General features: G+C 68.9%; 12 protein-coding genes. 9 read left to right on the top strand and 3 right to left on the bottom strand.

Annotation, left to right across the window (positions count from 1 at the left end):
- Positions 1-18: 18 nt before the first annotated feature.
- Both FJV41_RS03640 and FJV41_RS54520 read right to left on the bottom strand, forming a co-directional pair.
- The gene (locus FJV41_RS03640) at positions 19-792 is read right to left on the bottom strand and encodes a glucose 1-dehydrogenase (RefSeq protein WP_141640989.1); all 774 of its coding nucleotides are present in this window, start codon (positions 790-792) and stop codon (positions 19-21) included.
- A gap of 32 nt (positions 793-824) precedes the next feature.
- Positions 825-1,811, bottom strand: coding sequence for a zinc-dependent alcohol dehydrogenase family protein (locus tag FJV41_RS54520; RefSeq protein ID WP_141640988.1), 987 nt, complete (start codon positions 1,809-1,811; stop codon positions 825-827).
- Between the two features lie 247 nt (positions 1,812-2,058).
- Between FJV41_RS54520 and FJV41_RS03630 the strand changes: the two genes are divergently transcribed.
- Positions 2,059-3,111: a lysylphosphatidylglycerol synthase domain-containing protein gene (locus tag FJV41_RS03630; RefSeq protein ID WP_246136971.1), complete on the top strand. Its 1,053-nt coding sequence runs from the start codon at positions 2,059-2,061 to the stop codon at positions 3,109-3,111.
- Here the strand turns inward: FJV41_RS03630 and FJV41_RS03625 are convergent.
- The gene (locus FJV41_RS03625; RefSeq protein WP_141640987.1) at positions 3,044-5,260 is read right to left on the bottom strand and encodes a molybdopterin oxidoreductase family protein; all 2,217 of its coding nucleotides are present in this window, start codon (positions 5,258-5,260) and stop codon (positions 3,044-3,046) included. The two genes, FJV41_RS03630 and FJV41_RS03625, sit on opposite strands and share 68 nt — an antisense overlap.
- Before the next feature lie 121 nt (positions 5,261-5,381).
- Here FJV41_RS03625 and FJV41_RS03620 point away from each other — a divergent pair, with 121 nt between their 5' ends.
- From FJV41_RS03620 to FJV41_RS03585, 8 genes are all read left to right on the top strand, one after another.
- The gene (locus FJV41_RS03620) at positions 5,382-6,308 is read left to right on the top strand and encodes a hypothetical protein (protein WP_141640986.1); all 927 of its coding nucleotides are present in this window, start codon (positions 5,382-5,384) and stop codon (positions 6,306-6,308) included.
- A gap of 143 nt (positions 6,309-6,451) precedes the next feature.
- Complete coding sequence (locus FJV41_RS03615; protein WP_141640985.1) at positions 6,452-7,462, top strand: 3-oxoacyl-ACP synthase III family protein; 1,011 nt, start codon at positions 6,452-6,454, stop codon at positions 7,460-7,462.
- A gap of 310 nt (positions 7,463-7,772) precedes the next feature.
- Positions 7,773-8,327, top strand: a complete 555-nt coding sequence (locus tag FJV41_RS03610; protein ID WP_141640984.1) for a chalcone isomerase family protein — start codon at positions 7,773-7,775, stop codon at positions 8,325-8,327.
- Between the two features lie 140 nt (positions 8,328-8,467).
- Positions 8,468-9,271: an OmpA/MotB family protein gene (locus tag FJV41_RS03605; RefSeq protein WP_141640983.1), complete on the top strand. Its 804-nt coding sequence runs from the start codon at positions 8,468-8,470 to the stop codon at positions 9,269-9,271.
- Positions 9,272-9,309: 38 nt separating this feature from the next.
- The gene (locus FJV41_RS03600) at positions 9,310-11,925 is read left to right on the top strand and encodes a TonB-dependent receptor (protein ID WP_141640982.1); all 2,616 of its coding nucleotides are present in this window, start codon (positions 9,310-9,312) and stop codon (positions 11,923-11,925) included.
- A gap of 2 nt (positions 11,926-11,927) precedes the next feature.
- A complete protein-coding gene (locus FJV41_RS03595; RefSeq protein WP_141640981.1) occupies positions 11,928-12,797 on the top strand; it encodes a hypothetical protein in 870 nt (289 codons plus the stop codon).
- A 246-nt stretch (positions 12,798-13,043) separates the two neighbouring features.
- Complete coding sequence (locus FJV41_RS03590; protein ID WP_141640980.1) at positions 13,044-13,778, top strand: AHH domain-containing protein; 735 nt, start codon at positions 13,044-13,046, stop codon at positions 13,776-13,778.
- A 4-nt stretch (positions 13,779-13,782) separates the two neighbouring features.
- A complete protein-coding gene (locus FJV41_RS03585) occupies positions 13,783-14,361 on the top strand; it encodes an imm11 family protein (protein ID WP_141640979.1) in 579 nt (192 codons plus the stop codon).
- The last annotated feature ends 57 nt before the right edge of the window (positions 14,362-14,418 follow it).

Here is a 14,418-nt window from a genome sequence, read left to right as displayed (position 1 = left end):
CCCGGAATGAAGGCTCGGCTACTGCGCGGAGGAGCCGCCGTCGAGGACGAACTCCGAGCCCGTCATCAGCTTCGACTCATCGGACGCGAGGTACACGACGGCGTGGGCGATGTCGTCCGGCTCGCCCAGGTGCCCCAGGGGGATGCTTCGCCGCATGCCCTCGCGCGCCTTGTCGGGCATTCCGCTGGCTTCCATCAGCGCCTTCACCATGGTCGTCTCGACGAAGGTGGGGTGGATGGAGTTGCAGCGGATGCCGTAGCCCTGCTGCGCGCAGTGCAGCGCCACCGACTTGGTGAACATGCGCACGGCGCCCTTGGCGCTGCCATAGGCGGGCAGGGTGGGCACACCGATGAGGCCCGCCAGCGAGGAGATGTTGATGATGGAGCCCCTGGCGCCGCACTGACGCATGGCGCGGATGCCGTGCTTGCAGCCCAGGAACGTGCCGTCCAGGTTGACCGCGTGCACCAGCCGCCACTCCTCCAGGGAGAGGTTCTCCACGTCCTTGGGGATGCCCAGGCCCGCGTTGTTGACGAGCACGTCCAGCCGGCCGAACTGCTCCAGCGTCGTGTCGATGGCGCGAATCCAGTCCTCCTCACGGGTGACGTCCAGCGGGAGGAACAGACCCTGGCCCTGGCCCAGGGACGCGGCCACTTCGCGCCCGAGCGCCTCCTGGCTCGCGCGGTCCGTCACCACGACCTTCGCGCCCTCGCGCGCCAGCATCCGCGCGGACGCGCTGCCAAGGCCCCCCGCCGCGCCGGTGATGAGTGCCACCTTGCCTTCCACGCGTTTCATCGTCGTGTGCCTTTCAGGGCTGCGAGTCGGAATCAAACCGGACCGTTGGGCGTGAGCAGCACCTTGCCGCCCCGTCCACCTTCCATGGCGCGCGCCAGGGCTTCCTGGATGGCGTCCAGCGAGAAGGTGCCTTCCACCGCCGTCTTCAGCGTGCCGTCCGCCAGGAGCTTCGACAGCCGGGCGTAGGTGTCGCGCTGGTGCTCGCGCTCGGCGCGCTTCAACCACAGCACCAGCCAGAAGCCGCGCAGGGTGATGTCCTTGAAGATGGTGGCCGCCGCCGACAGCTTGGGGCCCTTGCCGCTCATGACGCCGTAGTTGACCACCGTGCCACCGGTGGCGAGCGAGTCGCCGAGCCGCCGCGTGGAGTCGCCGCCCACGCCATCGATGGCCAGCCGCACCTTCGCGCCGCCTGTCGCCGCGCGCACCCGCTCCGGCAAATCGTCCGTGTCCGTGAGCACGACATCCGCGCCCAGCGCGAGCAGCTCCGGCGCCAGCTCCTCGCGGCGCACGACGTTGAGCGTCTTGTAGCCAGCCTGCTTCGCCAGGGTGATGAGATAGCGGCCCACCGCGGAGTTGGCCGCGTTCTGGAGCACCCAGTCTCCGGACTGGAGGGTGACGAACTCGCGCAGCATGATGTCCGCGGTGGGCGGGTTGACGAACAGCATGGACGCCTGCTTCACGTCCGTGCCCTTGGGCACCGGCGTCAGTCCCTCGGCGGGGGCGACCAGGTGGGTGCGCCACGTCCCCGAGCCCAGCGGCAGGAAGACGACGTCTCCCACCTTCACCGCCGAGGAGTCCTTCACCTCCACCACGCGGCCCACGCCCTCGTTGCCCGGCACCGCCGGCAGCTTGGGCAGCGAGCCGTACTGTCCGGAGAGGGTGAGCACGTCCGAGGGATTGATGGGCGCGGCCAACACTTCGATGCGGACCTCACCCGACTTCAGCTCCGCGTCGGGCTCCTCCACCACCTCCACCACTTTCAACGGGTGCCCGAACTTCGAAAACCGGACCGCTTTCATGTGTTGCTCCGTGTGCGCGCGGGAAATCGGGCCCTCACCCTAGCGACCTTCGGCGCCGGAGCCGAGCACGCACTCCGCGTCGCTCGGGCAACCGGTGCTCCGGGGTGGGGGGACCAGGCTCGGATGTCCACCGGCTGACGCGGGAAGAGGGAGGTGGCCGCCGTGCGGCGGACGGCCCTCGCCATCCCGTGGGGGGCTGTCCACCTTCCACGGTGACTCGGGGCGCAGGGATGGTGAGGAGGCGACGGTGAGCAACGCGCGCGGGGAAATGACCCTCGGCCGACCGATGGATGCCGCGATGGCGGTGCCTTCGGTGTCGGGGTCCTGGCGACGAAAGGTGACGGGGCTGCTGCGGCCCGTCTTCGCGGTGGCCGGACTGGGGATGCTGGCGCTGCTGGTGCGAAAGGCAGGACCCCAGGAGCTGGGCGGGGTGCTGCTGGCCGCGGCGCCCTGGCTGCCGTGGGTGGCGCTGCTGGAGCTGGGACGTCAGGGCATGGACGCACTCGCGACGCGCGCCTCCTATGGCGCCAGGGCGGAGCACGTCCCGCTGAAGGTACTGGCGCGCGCGCAGCTCATCGGCACGGCGGTGTCCAGCATGGCGCCCGCGGGTCGCGCGGCGGCGGAGGCGACCAAGGCGGCGCTGCTGTCGCCTCACATGGGAGGCGCCACGGCCACCGCGGCGGCGGCCACATCGCAGGCGGCCTCGCTGGCGGCGGGGGGGCTCATCTCCTTTCCCTGCGCCGCGGCGTCCTTCCTGCTGACGGGCTGGTCCGCCTTCACCCTGGCCATGCTGGGCCATGGCGTGGTGCTGGTGGTGGCCTCCACCGGCCTGCGCGCGTGCATGCGCGCACGCAAGCCCTGTGCGTGGCTCGCGCGCCGCTCCCAGCGCTGGGCCCACCACACGGAGCAGTTCCGCGTGACGGCCTGTCACGGCACGTTGCTGCCCTGGGGACCCGTGCTGGCCTTCCTGGGCAGCCGCACGCTGCAGGTGGCGCAGTACGCGGTGCTGACGCACGCGGTGGGCATCGACACGTCGCTGGTGCAGGCCCTCTTCTCGCAAGGTCTCTACCTCTGCGCACTGGCGGTGGGCTCGCTGGTGCCCGGGCAACTGGGCGTCAGCGACGGCGCCTTCGCGCTGGCGGCGGGCGTGTTGGACACCACCACCGCGCGCGCCATGTCGGTGGCGCTGCTGAGCCATCTGGTGCAGCTCGTCTTCGTCGCGGCCGGCGCGCTCACGCCGCTGGTGTGGCGGGTGCGGCCGGCGCCTCGGCCGGCTTCACCTTCACCGGTGTACCGTTGAAGGCGGCGTTGCCGCTGAGCAGGTCCACGGCGCGGTCATCCGTCAGGTCGTTCTGGCTGATGCCCGCGTGCTCGGCGGCGATGCGCTGGCCCGTGCCCTGACGGCGGTGGCCGTAGCCGTGCGGCAGGCTCACCACGCCTCGCATGACGTCGTCCGTCACCGCCACCGGCACCGTCACTTCGCCCACGCGCGAGGTGACGACGGCGGCCACTCCGTCGACGAGGCCCAGCCGCGAGGCATCCTCCGGGTGCACCATCAGCGTGCAGCGCGGCTTGCCCTTCACCAGCCCCGCCACGTTGTGCATCCAGGAGTTGTTGTCGCGCAGGTGGCGCCGGCCGATGAGCAGCAGCTCTCCGTCGCGCGGCTCGCTGGCGGCGCCCTCCGGGAAGGTCTCTCGCAGGCGGCGCACGTCCGCCATCAGCGGCGCGGGCGCCAGCTGGATGCGCCGGTCCTTCGTCTGGAGCCGGCCCAGCAGACACGGTTGGAGCGGGCCCAGGTCCACGCCGTGCGGGGACGCGCGCAGCTTCGCCAATGACAGGCCGTCGCGCAGCGGATGGAAGCGGGCACCGTAGGGCCCCATGCGCAGGCCGATATCCAGCACCCGCTCCGGTCCCATCCGCGTGAGGGCCTGGTACTTCAAGGTCTGCCGCAGCGAGGGCCGGCCCCGGCGCAGGTTCTCCAGGCGGTGCTGGAGCGCCAGGACGACCTGCCAGTCCTGACGTCCCTCTGGCCCGGGCTGGAAGAGGGGCGGCGAGTACTTGGCGGTGTTGCGCACCGACAGCACATGGAAGGCCACGTCGTAGTGGCCGCGCTCCAGCGGGGAGACGGGCGGGAGGATGAGGTTTGCGTGGCGCGTCGTCTCGTTGAGGTACGGGTCCAGGCTCACCATGAAGTCCAGGCCCTCCAGCGCGCGCTCCAACTGCGGACCGTTGGGCGTGGAGAGCACGGGGTTGCCGGCCATGGTGACGAGCGCGCGGATGCGGCCCTCGCCCGGGGTGAGCATCTCCTCGGCGAGCACGGCGGCGGGCAGCTCTCCGCCGACCTCCGGAAGTCCGCGCACGCGGCTCTTCCAGCGGCCGTAGCTGCCGCGTCCGAGCGCCATCGCCTTGGGCCCGCCGACGACGTCGAACGCGGGCTGGGTGAACATGGCGCCGCCCTGACGGTCCAGGTTGCCCGTCACCGTGTTGAGGACGTTGATGAGCCACTGGCACAGCGAGCCGAACGGCTGCGTGGACAGGCCCATGCGCCCGTAGCAGACGGCCTGCTCGGTGGAGAGGAAGTCGCGGGCGATTCCGCGCAGCGTTTCGGCGGGCACGCCGGTGTGGGGCGCCACGCGCTCGGGCGGGAAGTCACGCGCAAGCTCTCGCACGGCCTCCAGGCCCTCCAGGTGCGCGGCCAGGTGGCTTGCGCGCGGTGTGTTCTCCACGAGCACGACGTGCAGCAGCGCCAGCAGCGCGAGCGCGTCCGTGCCGGGGCGGATGAAGATGTGGCTGTCGGCGATGGCGGCCGACTCCGTGCGGCGCGGGTCCACGACGATGAGCTTGCCGCCGCGCTGCTGAATCGCGCGCAGCCGGGCGCGGATGTCGGGCGCCGTCATCAGGCTGCCGTTGGACGCGAGCGGGTTTGCGCCCATGACGAGCAGGTACTGTGTGCGGTCCAGGTCCGGGATGGGCGTGAGGAGCTGGTGGCCGAACATGAAGTACGACACGAGCTGGTGGGGGAGCTGGTCCACCGACGTCGCGGAGAAGCGGTTGCGTGAGCGCAGCGCGCGCACCAGCTCCGGGCCGAACACCATGTTGCCCAGGTTGTGCACGTTGGGGTTGCCCAGGTACGAGGCCACTGCGTCGCGTCCGTGCTCCTTCTGCACGGCGTGGATGCGTTTGGCCGCCTCGTCGAGCGCGTCATCCCACGACACGCGCTCCCAGCCCGTCGCCGTGCGACGCATCGGATGGCGCAACCGGTCCGGGTCTTCGTGCAAGTCCTTCAGCGCCAGCGCCTTGGGACACACGTGGCCCCGACTGAACGGGTCCTCGTCGTCTCCTCGGATGGCGGTGATTTTCTCGCCCTCCAGCTCGATGCGCAGGCCGCACATGGCCTCGCACAGGTTGCACGTACGGAAGTGGACCCGGGACGTAGCCGTCGCGCTCATGCGCGGCACTCTACATCGCCCATGACAGCGCCAATGCCTGTCAGCGCCGCGTTTCGCTCTGCGGTTTCAAGGCTGACGGTGACGGCAAGCACATGAAAGGATTGCGGCGAGAGGGGAACAAATGCGCCGAATGTGGTCGTGGGTCGCTGTCGCGGTGATGTCGTTGTCGTCCGTTTCGCTGGGAGCCCAGGGCGACGAGGTGAAGGGCGACGGGGACGAGCAGGGCCGGACGATTCGCTTCACCAAGAAGGACGCCGTGGTGGGGGAGTCCGAGGAGCAGCGGCTTCGGATGGAGATGACGCAGGAGTTCTCCGTCACCGCGCCGGAGATGGAGCCGGAGTCCATCTCGCTGAAGAGCGCGATGGTCCAGAACCAGGTCCTCACCACGCTCGCGGCGAAGGGGCGCATCGTCACCCAGCGGAAGATTGCCTACGGCGAAGTGCAGGACGTGACGAAGGACGGCAACGGCAAGGAGACGCGCGAGGTGGCCGCCGTCAGCGGCAAGAGCTACCTGGGGGAGTTCAAGAAGGGGCGCATCGCGGTGACGGACCTCGATGGCATGGCCGTGACGAAGCAGGTGCGGGAGATGGTGGTCTCGGACCTGGAGGGGCTGGGCGAGGAGGACCCCATCGTCGCCGCCTTCCCCGAAGCGCCGCTCAAGATTGGCGACAGCGTGGAGCGCGTCGCCAAGGCGTTCCAGGACAGCCTCCAGAAAGGCGGCGGCGGCGACGGGGTGGTGTTCAAGGACACCCGCATCCAGCTCTCGGAGATTCGCCACGAGGCGCGCGGGCCCGTGGGCGTCTTCACGGTGTCCACCACGCTGGAGGTCCCCGCGGACGAGGAGAGCCCCGTGGCGATGTCCGTCACCTACCAGGGAACGATGAACATCCTGGCCGCCGGCATCGTGCTCACCAGCTTCTCCATGGCCGGGCCCCTGAAGCTCACCCCGACTCCGGAGCTGTTCGAGCTGGGCATGCGCGTCACGGGCAAGGGCGACTCGCGCCTCGTGCTCACCACCAGGGTCTTGCCACCACCGCCGAAGAAGTGACGACACGGCGCGTCAGCGGCGTGGCGAAGGTGTGACGGGAATGGTCCGGCGCGCCGCATGAATGGCTGGTTGCTCCGCGGAGTGGCGAAGGCGTGACAGGGCGCTGACAGAGAATGGGCAGGGTTCGTGGTTAGAGGGTTCACATGTTCCTGCACGCGCTCGGCCACTTCCATCCGCCCAACCTCCTGACCAACGCCTTCCTCGAGGAGCTGGGGCTCGAGACCTCGGACGCGTGGATTCTGGAGCGGGTGGGCATCCGCTCCCGTCACACGGTGCTGCCGCTGGAGTACCTGCGGGAGACGCGCAACCGGGACGTGCGGGCCGCGCAGGAAGCGGCCCTCTTCAGCAACGCGGAGACCGGGGCGCGGGCGTCGCGGATGGCGCTCGAGCGCGCGGGGCTGAAGCCGTCCGACATCGGCCTCGTCGTCGCGGGCGGCTGCAGCCCGGACGAGTGCATCCCCGCCGAATCCAACCGCGTGGCGCAGGTGCTGGGCATCGACGCTCCGGCGGTGGACCTCCAGAGCGCCTGCTCCTCGTTCTGCACGCAGCTGCACTTCCTCACGGGCATGCGGCCGGAGCGCCTGCCGGACTACGTGCTCGTGGTGAACATGGACAACTCCACGCGCGTCGTCGACTACACGGACCGCTCCAGCGCGGTGCTGTGGGGGGACGGCTCGGCGGCGGCGGTGCTCTCTCCTCGCGTGCCCGGGCGGTGGCGAATCACCGAGACGCGGCTGGCGGGAGACCCGTCGGGCGCGGACAAGGTGCGGGTGCCACGCATCGGCCACTTCACCCAGCACGGCGCGGAGGTGCAGAAGTTCGCCATCCGCCGCGCGGGCGAGACGTTCCTGGATTTGCGCGCCCACTACCTGGCCCAGCACCCCGGCAAGGGCAACGAGGACGTCACCTTCATCGGCCACCAGGCCAACCTGCGCATGCTGGAGGCCGTCCAGCGCCGCTGCGAGGTGCCCGAGTCCCGCCACCGCTTCAACGTCCACCTCCGGGGAAACACCGGCGCGGCCGGGGCTCCAGGCGTGCTGAGCGAGCACTGGGACGACTCCTCCCTGGGCGACGCGGTGGTGCTCAGCGTCGTCGGCAGCGGCCTCACCTGGGCCGGCGCCCTGCTCGAGCGCACCCGCGCTGGCACCCCCTGACCCCCCGCCTGGCCGGCCCGGATGCCCGGAACCCGACCTGTCATGAAGCCTGCTGCCCCGTACGTCGGAGAGCACTGGTATGTTCTCCAACGAGCGTCATGGCCCTGAATCACCCCCACATCCCCCTCCTGCTCCCGACCTGGTGCCCCGGCGGTCCCTCCGTGGGTTTGACACCGGGCGTGGGCTGGGACTCACCGGCGGTCTTCTCCGTCCACCAGACCACAGGGGCACGGACGGATCTGCTGGCGGCGGGGCGGGGGCGTGTGCACCTATCCCGGCACCGTACTCGGACGGGGCGGGGGTCGGACGCATGAGAGAGCAGGCGTGGCGGAAGAGCGCGCAGTGGCTCGTGCTGGGGTTGGTTCTGGCGACGGGCGTGGCGCAGGCAGGACAGAAGCAGGTGGGCGGGGTCCGCATGCCGGACTCGATGACGCTCCAGGGGCGCACGGTGGAGCTCGCCCACATGGAGCTGCACAAGCGCTTCATCTTCAAGGTCTACGTGTGGAGCCTCTATCTGGAGGACCGCCCACGCAGCGCGTCGGAGGCCATCGCCTCCAACTCCGTGAAGCGGCTGCACTTCCGCTTCCTGCGCGACATCACCCGCTCGCAGCTCGTGGACAGCCTCCGCAACGGCCTGAACCGCAGCGCGGAGCTGCGCGAGGGGCCCTTGTCCCAGCAGCTGGGCGTCATGCTCGACTCCATGCGTGACGTGGAGAAGGGCGGGGACCTCATCATCACCTACACGCCCGGGGGCGGACTGGAGATCGGCGGCGCGGCCAGCGGCGGCGTCTTCATCCCCGGCAAGACGTTCGCCGATGCGCTCTTCTCCGTCTGGCTGGACGTGCACCCCATCTTCCCGCGCTGAGGGCCGCGCCGCCGTGGCCCCCCTGGCCCACCCGCCAGGGCGCCGGGCTGGCGAAATGCCCGTGTGGGTTCTTCCTGACCTTGGCGCTCCCGAGCAGTAAGGTGGTGCTCCAACCATCGTTGTCGGGAGAACTCATACATATGCGGACACGGCTGATTCTGGCGGCATTCGTCGCGCTCTCCACGGGATGCGTTTCGCAGGGCAAGTTCGACGCGAAGGCCCTGGAGGCGGAGCAGCTCACCAAGGGACTCACCGACGAGAAGGGTGCTCGCGAGGCCGCCGAGGCCAAGGTGAAGGAGCTGGAGGAGAAGATCGCCGCGCTGGAGCAGGAGAAGACAGCGCTGGAGACGCGGCTGACCACCTCCGAGTCTCGCCTCACGGCGGGCGCCGCCGAGCGCCGCGCGTTGCAGGAGCAGAACGCGCAGCTGGCCGCGCTCAATGACGAGCTGGCGCGCAACTCCAAGAAGCTGGCGCAGGCGAAGGAGGAGCTGGAGAAGAAGAGCTCCGAGTACGAGAACCTGGCGCAGAGCCTCAAGTCGGAGATTTCGGAGGGCAAAATCGAGCTGTCCGAGCTCAAGGGCCGCATGACGGTGCAGCTCAAGGACAAGATTCTCTTCGCCTCCGGCTCCGCGCGGGTGGGCAAGGAGGGCGTGGCGGCGCTGAACAAGATCGCCGACGCGCTCAAGACGGTGCAGGGGAAGATTGTCCGCGTGGAGGGCCACACGGACGACGTGCCCACGGGCGGCGGTCAGTTCCCCACCAACTGGGAGCTGAGCCTGGCGCGGGCCATGGCGGTGGTCCGGGCGCTCCAGGACGCGGGTGTCGACCCGACGACGTTGTCGGCGGCGGGGTACGGCCAGTACCAGCCGATCGCCGCCAATGATTCGCCGGAAAACCGCAGCCTGAACCGGCGCATCGAAATCGTCCTCGCGCCCAAGTTGTGAGAGCTTCGGGAGGGCGCGCGTAGGTGCGCCCCTCCCTCATGAAAACGCTCTTCACCGTCTTCTGCTTCCTCGTTGCCACCGGGGCGCTGGCCCAGGCCCCGGATGGCGGCGTCGCCGACCCCGATGCGGGAGTCCCCACCGGTGTGCTGACGAAGCCACCCGAGCTCCTGCGCCAGGTGGAAGCGCCGTATCCCGCCGAAGCCGCCGCCCAGCAGTTGGAGGGGACGGTGGTGATGTTCATCGACATCTCGGAGACGGGCGCCGTCACGAACGTCGAAGTCACGCAGCCCGCGGGGCACGGCTTCGACGAGGCCGCGGTGGAGGCGGTGAAGCAGTTCCAGTTCTCCCCGGCCGAGGTGGACAACGTCCCGTCGCCGGTGCGCATCCAGTACGCGTACCAGTTCGTCTTCCGGCCCGTGGCGCCCGAGCCCACGGAGGACGGAGGTGTCTCGCAGCCGGAGGCGCCGGTGAACTTCAGCGGTCAGGCGCTGGAGCGCGGCACGCGCAAGCCGCTCAACGGCGCGGAAATCGTGTTGCCGGAGCTGGACCTGTCCACCGTCGCGGACGCGGAGGGGCGCTTCTCCTTCCGGGGCGTGCCCCTGGGCACCCACGAGGTGCTGGTGGTGCAGGGCGGGTATGACCGCTTCAAGACGAAGGAGACGATGTCCGAGGGCCTGGAGACGCGCGCCACGTACTACGTGCAGAAGCGCATCTTCAGCCCCTTCGAGACGGTGGTGAGAAGCGACCGTGAGCGCAAGGAAGTGACGAGCACCACGCTCCAGGTGGCGGAGGTGCAGCGCGTGCCCGGTACGCAGGGCGACACGCTGAAGGTGGTGCAGAACCTGCCCGGCGTCGCGCGGCCCGCGTTCAACGGCGGCGCGCTCGTGATTCGAGGCACCAGCCCGCAGGAGTCCGGCGTCTTCCTGGACGGCCAGCGCATCCCCCTGCTGTTCCACTTTGGCGGCCTGACCTCCGTCTACAACTCCGAGCTGCTGGAGTCGCTGGACTACCTGCCCGGCAACTTCTCCTCGTACTACGGCGACATCACCGGCGGCGTCATCAACGTGAACAGCCGCGAGCCGAAGATGGACCGCATCCACGGCACCGTGGGCGTGAGCCTCATTGAATCCAACGCGGTGATTGAGGGGCCGATTACGGACACGTTGGGGTTCGCGATTGGCGGTCGGCGTTCGTACATCGACATCGTGCTGGGCGTGATTCCGGAGGGCGACGGCCCGAGCCTCCAGGTGGCGCCGCGCTACTACGACGCGCAGCTCAAGCTGGTGTGGAAGCCGCTGTCGCGCCACACCTTCACGCTGCAGGGCATCACCTCGCGCGACAGGTTGGGGCTGGTGTTCGACCGGCCGTCGGACAACGACCCCACCGTCAACGGCAACCTGGAGGTCACCACGGGCTTCAACCAACTGCGGCTGCGCCACCAGTACCGCGCGGATCGGCTCACGTTGGACACGCACGCGCTGGTGGGCAACACGCTGGTGGAGTTCGAGATTGGCGACCGCAACCTGCGCATCGCCTCCACGGACCTGAACCTGCGCGCCACCGCGGAGTATGCCCTGGTCGAGCCCTTCACCCTGGCGGGTGGCGTGGACGTGACGAGCAACTTCGCGAACGTCAAGGCGCGCATCCAGCGTCCGCCGCGCGAGGGCGAGCCGCCCAGCCCGCTCATCACCGAGGACCTCCTCACCACCGACGGCGACTTCCTCCAGTACTTCCCTTCGCTGTGGATTGAAGGGCGTTGGCGTCCGTTCAAGGGGCTATTGGTGGTGCCGGGCGTGCGGTACGAGGGGTATATCTTCACGGACCAGAAGGAAGTGAAGCGCACGCTGAACCCGCGCCTCGCGGTGCGCTATTCGCTGACGGACACGCTGACGCTGAAGGGTGGCGCGGGCGTGTACCACGGGCCTCCGGTGCAGGATGAGCCCAGCCTCGCGTTCGGCAATCCGGACCTGTCGGCGAAGCGCTCGCTCCAGTACGGCGTGGGCGCGGAGTGGCAGCCGCGGCAGGAGTGGTTCGTCAGCGGCGAGGTCTTCTACAACGACCTGGACAATCTCATCAGCCGCTCGGACGCGCTGGTGGAGCGGGACGGGGAGCTGGTGCCGGAGCGGTTGAAGAACGGGGGCGTCGGCCGTGTGTATGGCCTGGAGATTCTCATCCGCCGCTCGCTGACGGAGCGCCTGTTCGGCTGGATTGCGTACACGCTCAGCAGGAGCGAGCGTCGGGACGCGCCCGGGGCGAACTGGCGCTTGTTCGACAACGACCAGACGCACGTGCTGACGGCCATTGCCTCGTACAAGTTGCCCAGGGGCTGGGAGGTGGGGGCGCGCTTCCGCTTCGCGTCGGGCAATCCGACGACGCCGGTGGTGGGCTCGGTGAGGGATGACGGCACCGACGTGTTCCTGCCGCTGTTCGCGGGAGTGAACTCGCGGCGGCTGCCGTCGTTCAATCAGTTGGACGTGCGCGTGGACAAGATTTTCGTCTTCGACAAGTGGACGTTGGACCTCTATCTGGATTTGACGAACGCCTACAACAACGCGGCGGTGGAAGGCATCGCCTACAACTACAACTACACCGAGAGCGCCTACTTCGAGGGACTGCCCATCCTCCCGGTCATCGGCGCCAAGGGGAGTTTCTGAGCATGCGCACGCGAGTCTTCGTCACACTGGCCGCGCTGCTGCTTGCCTGCGGCCCCGACTTCGAGTTGCAGAGTGAAATCCGCCGGGTGCGGGTGCTGGGCATCCGCGCGGAGCCGCCCGAGCTGGTGTTGGACCCGGACACCGGGGCGTTGCCCGGGCCGATGACGTTCAGCGCGCTGGCGGTGACGCCGGACGCGCGTCCCGTCACCGTCTCGTATGCGCTGTGTCGCTTCAACGGCAACCCGTACGACGGCCGTTGCCCCGGGGTGAACGGTGTGGCGCTGCCGGACGGCATGTTGTCGCTCCAGGACCCCAACGTGCAGGTGGTGCTCCAGGAGGCGCTGGTCGCGGCGAATCCCAATGGAGGAGGGACGCCGAACCCGGATGACCCGCGCACGCGCGAGGCGCTGGAGAAGGGCATTCCGCTCTTCGTGGGCTACGAGGCATCGGATGGTTCGGGGACGCCGGAGGGCACGGAGCGGGGCGTGAGGCAGGTGTTGGTGCGCTCGACGACGGCGCCGAATCAGAATCCGGCGGTGGCGGACATCCTCTGGAATGACGCCACGCTGACGGGGCCGTTGCCGTTGGATGCGGAGGTGGTCTTCCGCCCGGTGCTCACGGAGGGCAGCCTGGAGCTGTACACGGCGGAGGACGGCCCGCGCACGGAGCAGGTCTTCTACAGCTGGTTCGCCACGGGTGACGGCGAGGTGAAGGAGTTCCGCTCGCAGGAGCCGGTGGACAACAGGCCCGGAGACCCGACGTCGAAGTACGAGACGCCCGCCACGCCCCAGCGCATCACCGTCTACGTGGTGGCGCGCGACGGACGCGGCGGAGTGGGCTGGCTCAGCCGCGACGTGGATGTGGGGCCGTAACGCGCGGCTTCGGCGCCTGCCCCAGCGCCCCTGGCGTGATGTTGGGGCGGGTTCCGCGTCGGCGGGGGCTTCTCCTCAGCGTTTGCCGAAGCGCCCGCCAAAAAGGACTCTGCCCTCAGGGGCATGCTCTGAGAGTCCGCTGGGTTGGGGCGCCGAGTTCCGGACGGTCCTCCCTGACTGTCTTGTCTGGAATCGGTTCTCATTTAGGGGGTTCACAATGAGCTTGCCTGGGAGTGTGCTGGCCCCATGCCTGTCGGCACGTGGGAGCGGACGCTTCCGGTCAGAAGTTCGAATGGGTGGCCCGAGCCCGCGAAGTGGCAGGCGTGCGCATTCTGCGGGAAGCCAGCGCATGCCTTGGCGGCGGAGCCTGGGTCGAATGAAGGCAGCTCCGGAACGTTGAGCAGGAACATCCTCAACGGAGCGGGGCCTGAATCGCACCCCTGGTTCACCGGGGCCTATTCCATTGCAGCCCATCATCTCATCTGCTCGGAGTCGATGAGTGGAGACGAAGACTGGGCGCGTGCTTGCTGGTACTTCGGCTACGACATCAACCGCGCGGAGAACGGTGTCCTTCTTCCCACCGTTCCCGCAGTCGCCTGTGAGCTTCATACCCCCGTTCACCGAGGGCCCCACTCCGGCGGTTGGGCCTTCGACCTGGATCTGGCCTATCCCGAGGCTGTGAACAAGCTCCTGGAGGGCGTATCGCGGTCGGTAGACCGTGGGGGCTTCTGCGCGAAGCCGACGGCACTGACGAATACGTTGGACCGCCTCAGCCGAGACATATTGGGGAAGGTCGCGAAGGGGGCTTGGACCCTCACCACCGATGGCCTGGACTACCTCCCGGGGGGCAACGGCTGCTCTGGTGCGTTGAGCATTCCGGGCAAGCCACGCCTCCCATGTCCGCGCGGTCGACGTCATGGTGCACGTCACGGCACCACGCAGAAGGCTCTTCCACGACGAGCACTTCAGGTGGGGGCGTAGGCCCATGCAACAAGAGTACTTCATCCTCATGCGCGCGCGCTCGCAGCACCATCCGCTGCTTGCGTGGAACCAGTCCGGAAGCGCGTTCCGAAAGGCGCGGCCCGTGGCTGTCAGTGAGCCGGTCAAACTGCGGCTCGGTGAGCCTGTTCCCGCGAAGCCCGTCTTGGTGGACTTTCACAGTCTGCCGGCGCCCGTCGTGTCGCCGCGGCTCAAGGAGGTCCTGGAATCCGTGGACCTCCGAGGTGTCCAGTTCATTCCTGCTGACGTCGAGGTTGGAGACGCCATGCATCGTTATTGGCTGGTCCATATGTGGCGGGAGATTCGCTGCGTGGATCGAGAGCACTCCGTCTTCGAGGACTCCGAGACGGGGCTGTTCATGCTGCTGCTCGATCGGCTCGTACTCGATGAGGCTGTCCTCCGGGAGATTCCGCTGGAGGACCGGCTGGCCTTCACCCTTGAGGAACATGTCGTGCATCTATTCCACCGCACCGTGGTGGAGCGGGTGCTGGCGATGACGCCTCCGCCTGAAGGGCTCCGCTTCATTCCCGTGGCGGAGTGGGGTGACTCATCGGCGTTCCGGTGACCATGGGCGTCAGCCCGAGTCGCGGGCGCCTTCGGACCAGGCGCCACGCACCGCAAG

The organism is Myxococcus llanfairpwllgwyngyllgogerychwyrndrobwllllantysiliogogogochensis, assembly GCF_006636215.1.
In the GTDB taxonomy this organism is placed as follows: domain Bacteria; phylum Myxococcota; class Myxococcia; order Myxococcales; family Myxococcaceae; genus Myxococcus; species Myxococcus llanfairpwllgwyngyllgogerychwyrndrobwllllantysiliogogogochensis.
This window is presented reverse-complemented; position numbering and strand designations above follow the sequence as displayed.

What these genes read in the sequence shown, in the direction of transcription:
- FJV41_RS03640 (WP_141640989.1), bottom strand. Translation starts at nt 792, where the DNA reads ATGAAACGCGTGGAAGGCAAGGTGGCACTCATCACCGGCGCGGCGGGG.
- FJV41_RS54520 (WP_141640988.1), bottom strand. Translation starts at nt 1,811, where the DNA reads ATGAAAGCGGTCCGGTTTTCGAAGTTCGGGCACCCGTTGAAAGTGGTG.
- FJV41_RS03625 (WP_141640987.1), bottom strand. Translation starts at nt 5,260, where the DNA reads ATGAGCGCGACGGCTACGTCCCGGGTCCACTTCCGTACGTGCAACCTG.
- FJV41_RS03620 (WP_141640986.1), top strand. Translation starts at nt 5,382, where the DNA reads ATGCGCCGAATGTGGTCGTGGGTCGCTGTCGCGGTGATGTCGTTGTCG.
- FJV41_RS03615 (WP_141640985.1), top strand. Translation starts at nt 6,452, where the DNA reads ATGTTCCTGCACGCGCTCGGCCACTTCCATCCGCCCAACCTCCTGACC.
- FJV41_RS03610 (WP_141640984.1), top strand. Translation starts at nt 7,773, where the DNA reads ATGAGAGAGCAGGCGTGGCGGAAGAGCGCGCAGTGGCTCGTGCTGGGG.
- FJV41_RS03605 (WP_141640983.1), top strand. Translation starts at nt 8,468, where the DNA reads ATGCGGACACGGCTGATTCTGGCGGCATTCGTCGCGCTCTCCACGGGA.
- FJV41_RS03600 (WP_141640982.1), top strand. Translation starts at nt 9,310, where the DNA reads ATGAAAACGCTCTTCACCGTCTTCTGCTTCCTCGTTGCCACCGGGGCG.
- FJV41_RS03595 (WP_141640981.1), top strand. Translation starts at nt 11,928, where the DNA reads ATGCGCACGCGAGTCTTCGTCACACTGGCCGCGCTGCTGCTTGCCTGC.
- FJV41_RS03590 (WP_141640980.1), top strand. Translation starts at nt 13,044, where the DNA reads ATGCCTGTCGGCACGTGGGAGCGGACGCTTCCGGTCAGAAGTTCGAAT.
- FJV41_RS03585 (WP_141640979.1), top strand. Translation starts at nt 13,783, where the DNA reads ATGCAACAAGAGTACTTCATCCTCATGCGCGCGCGCTCGCAGCACCAT.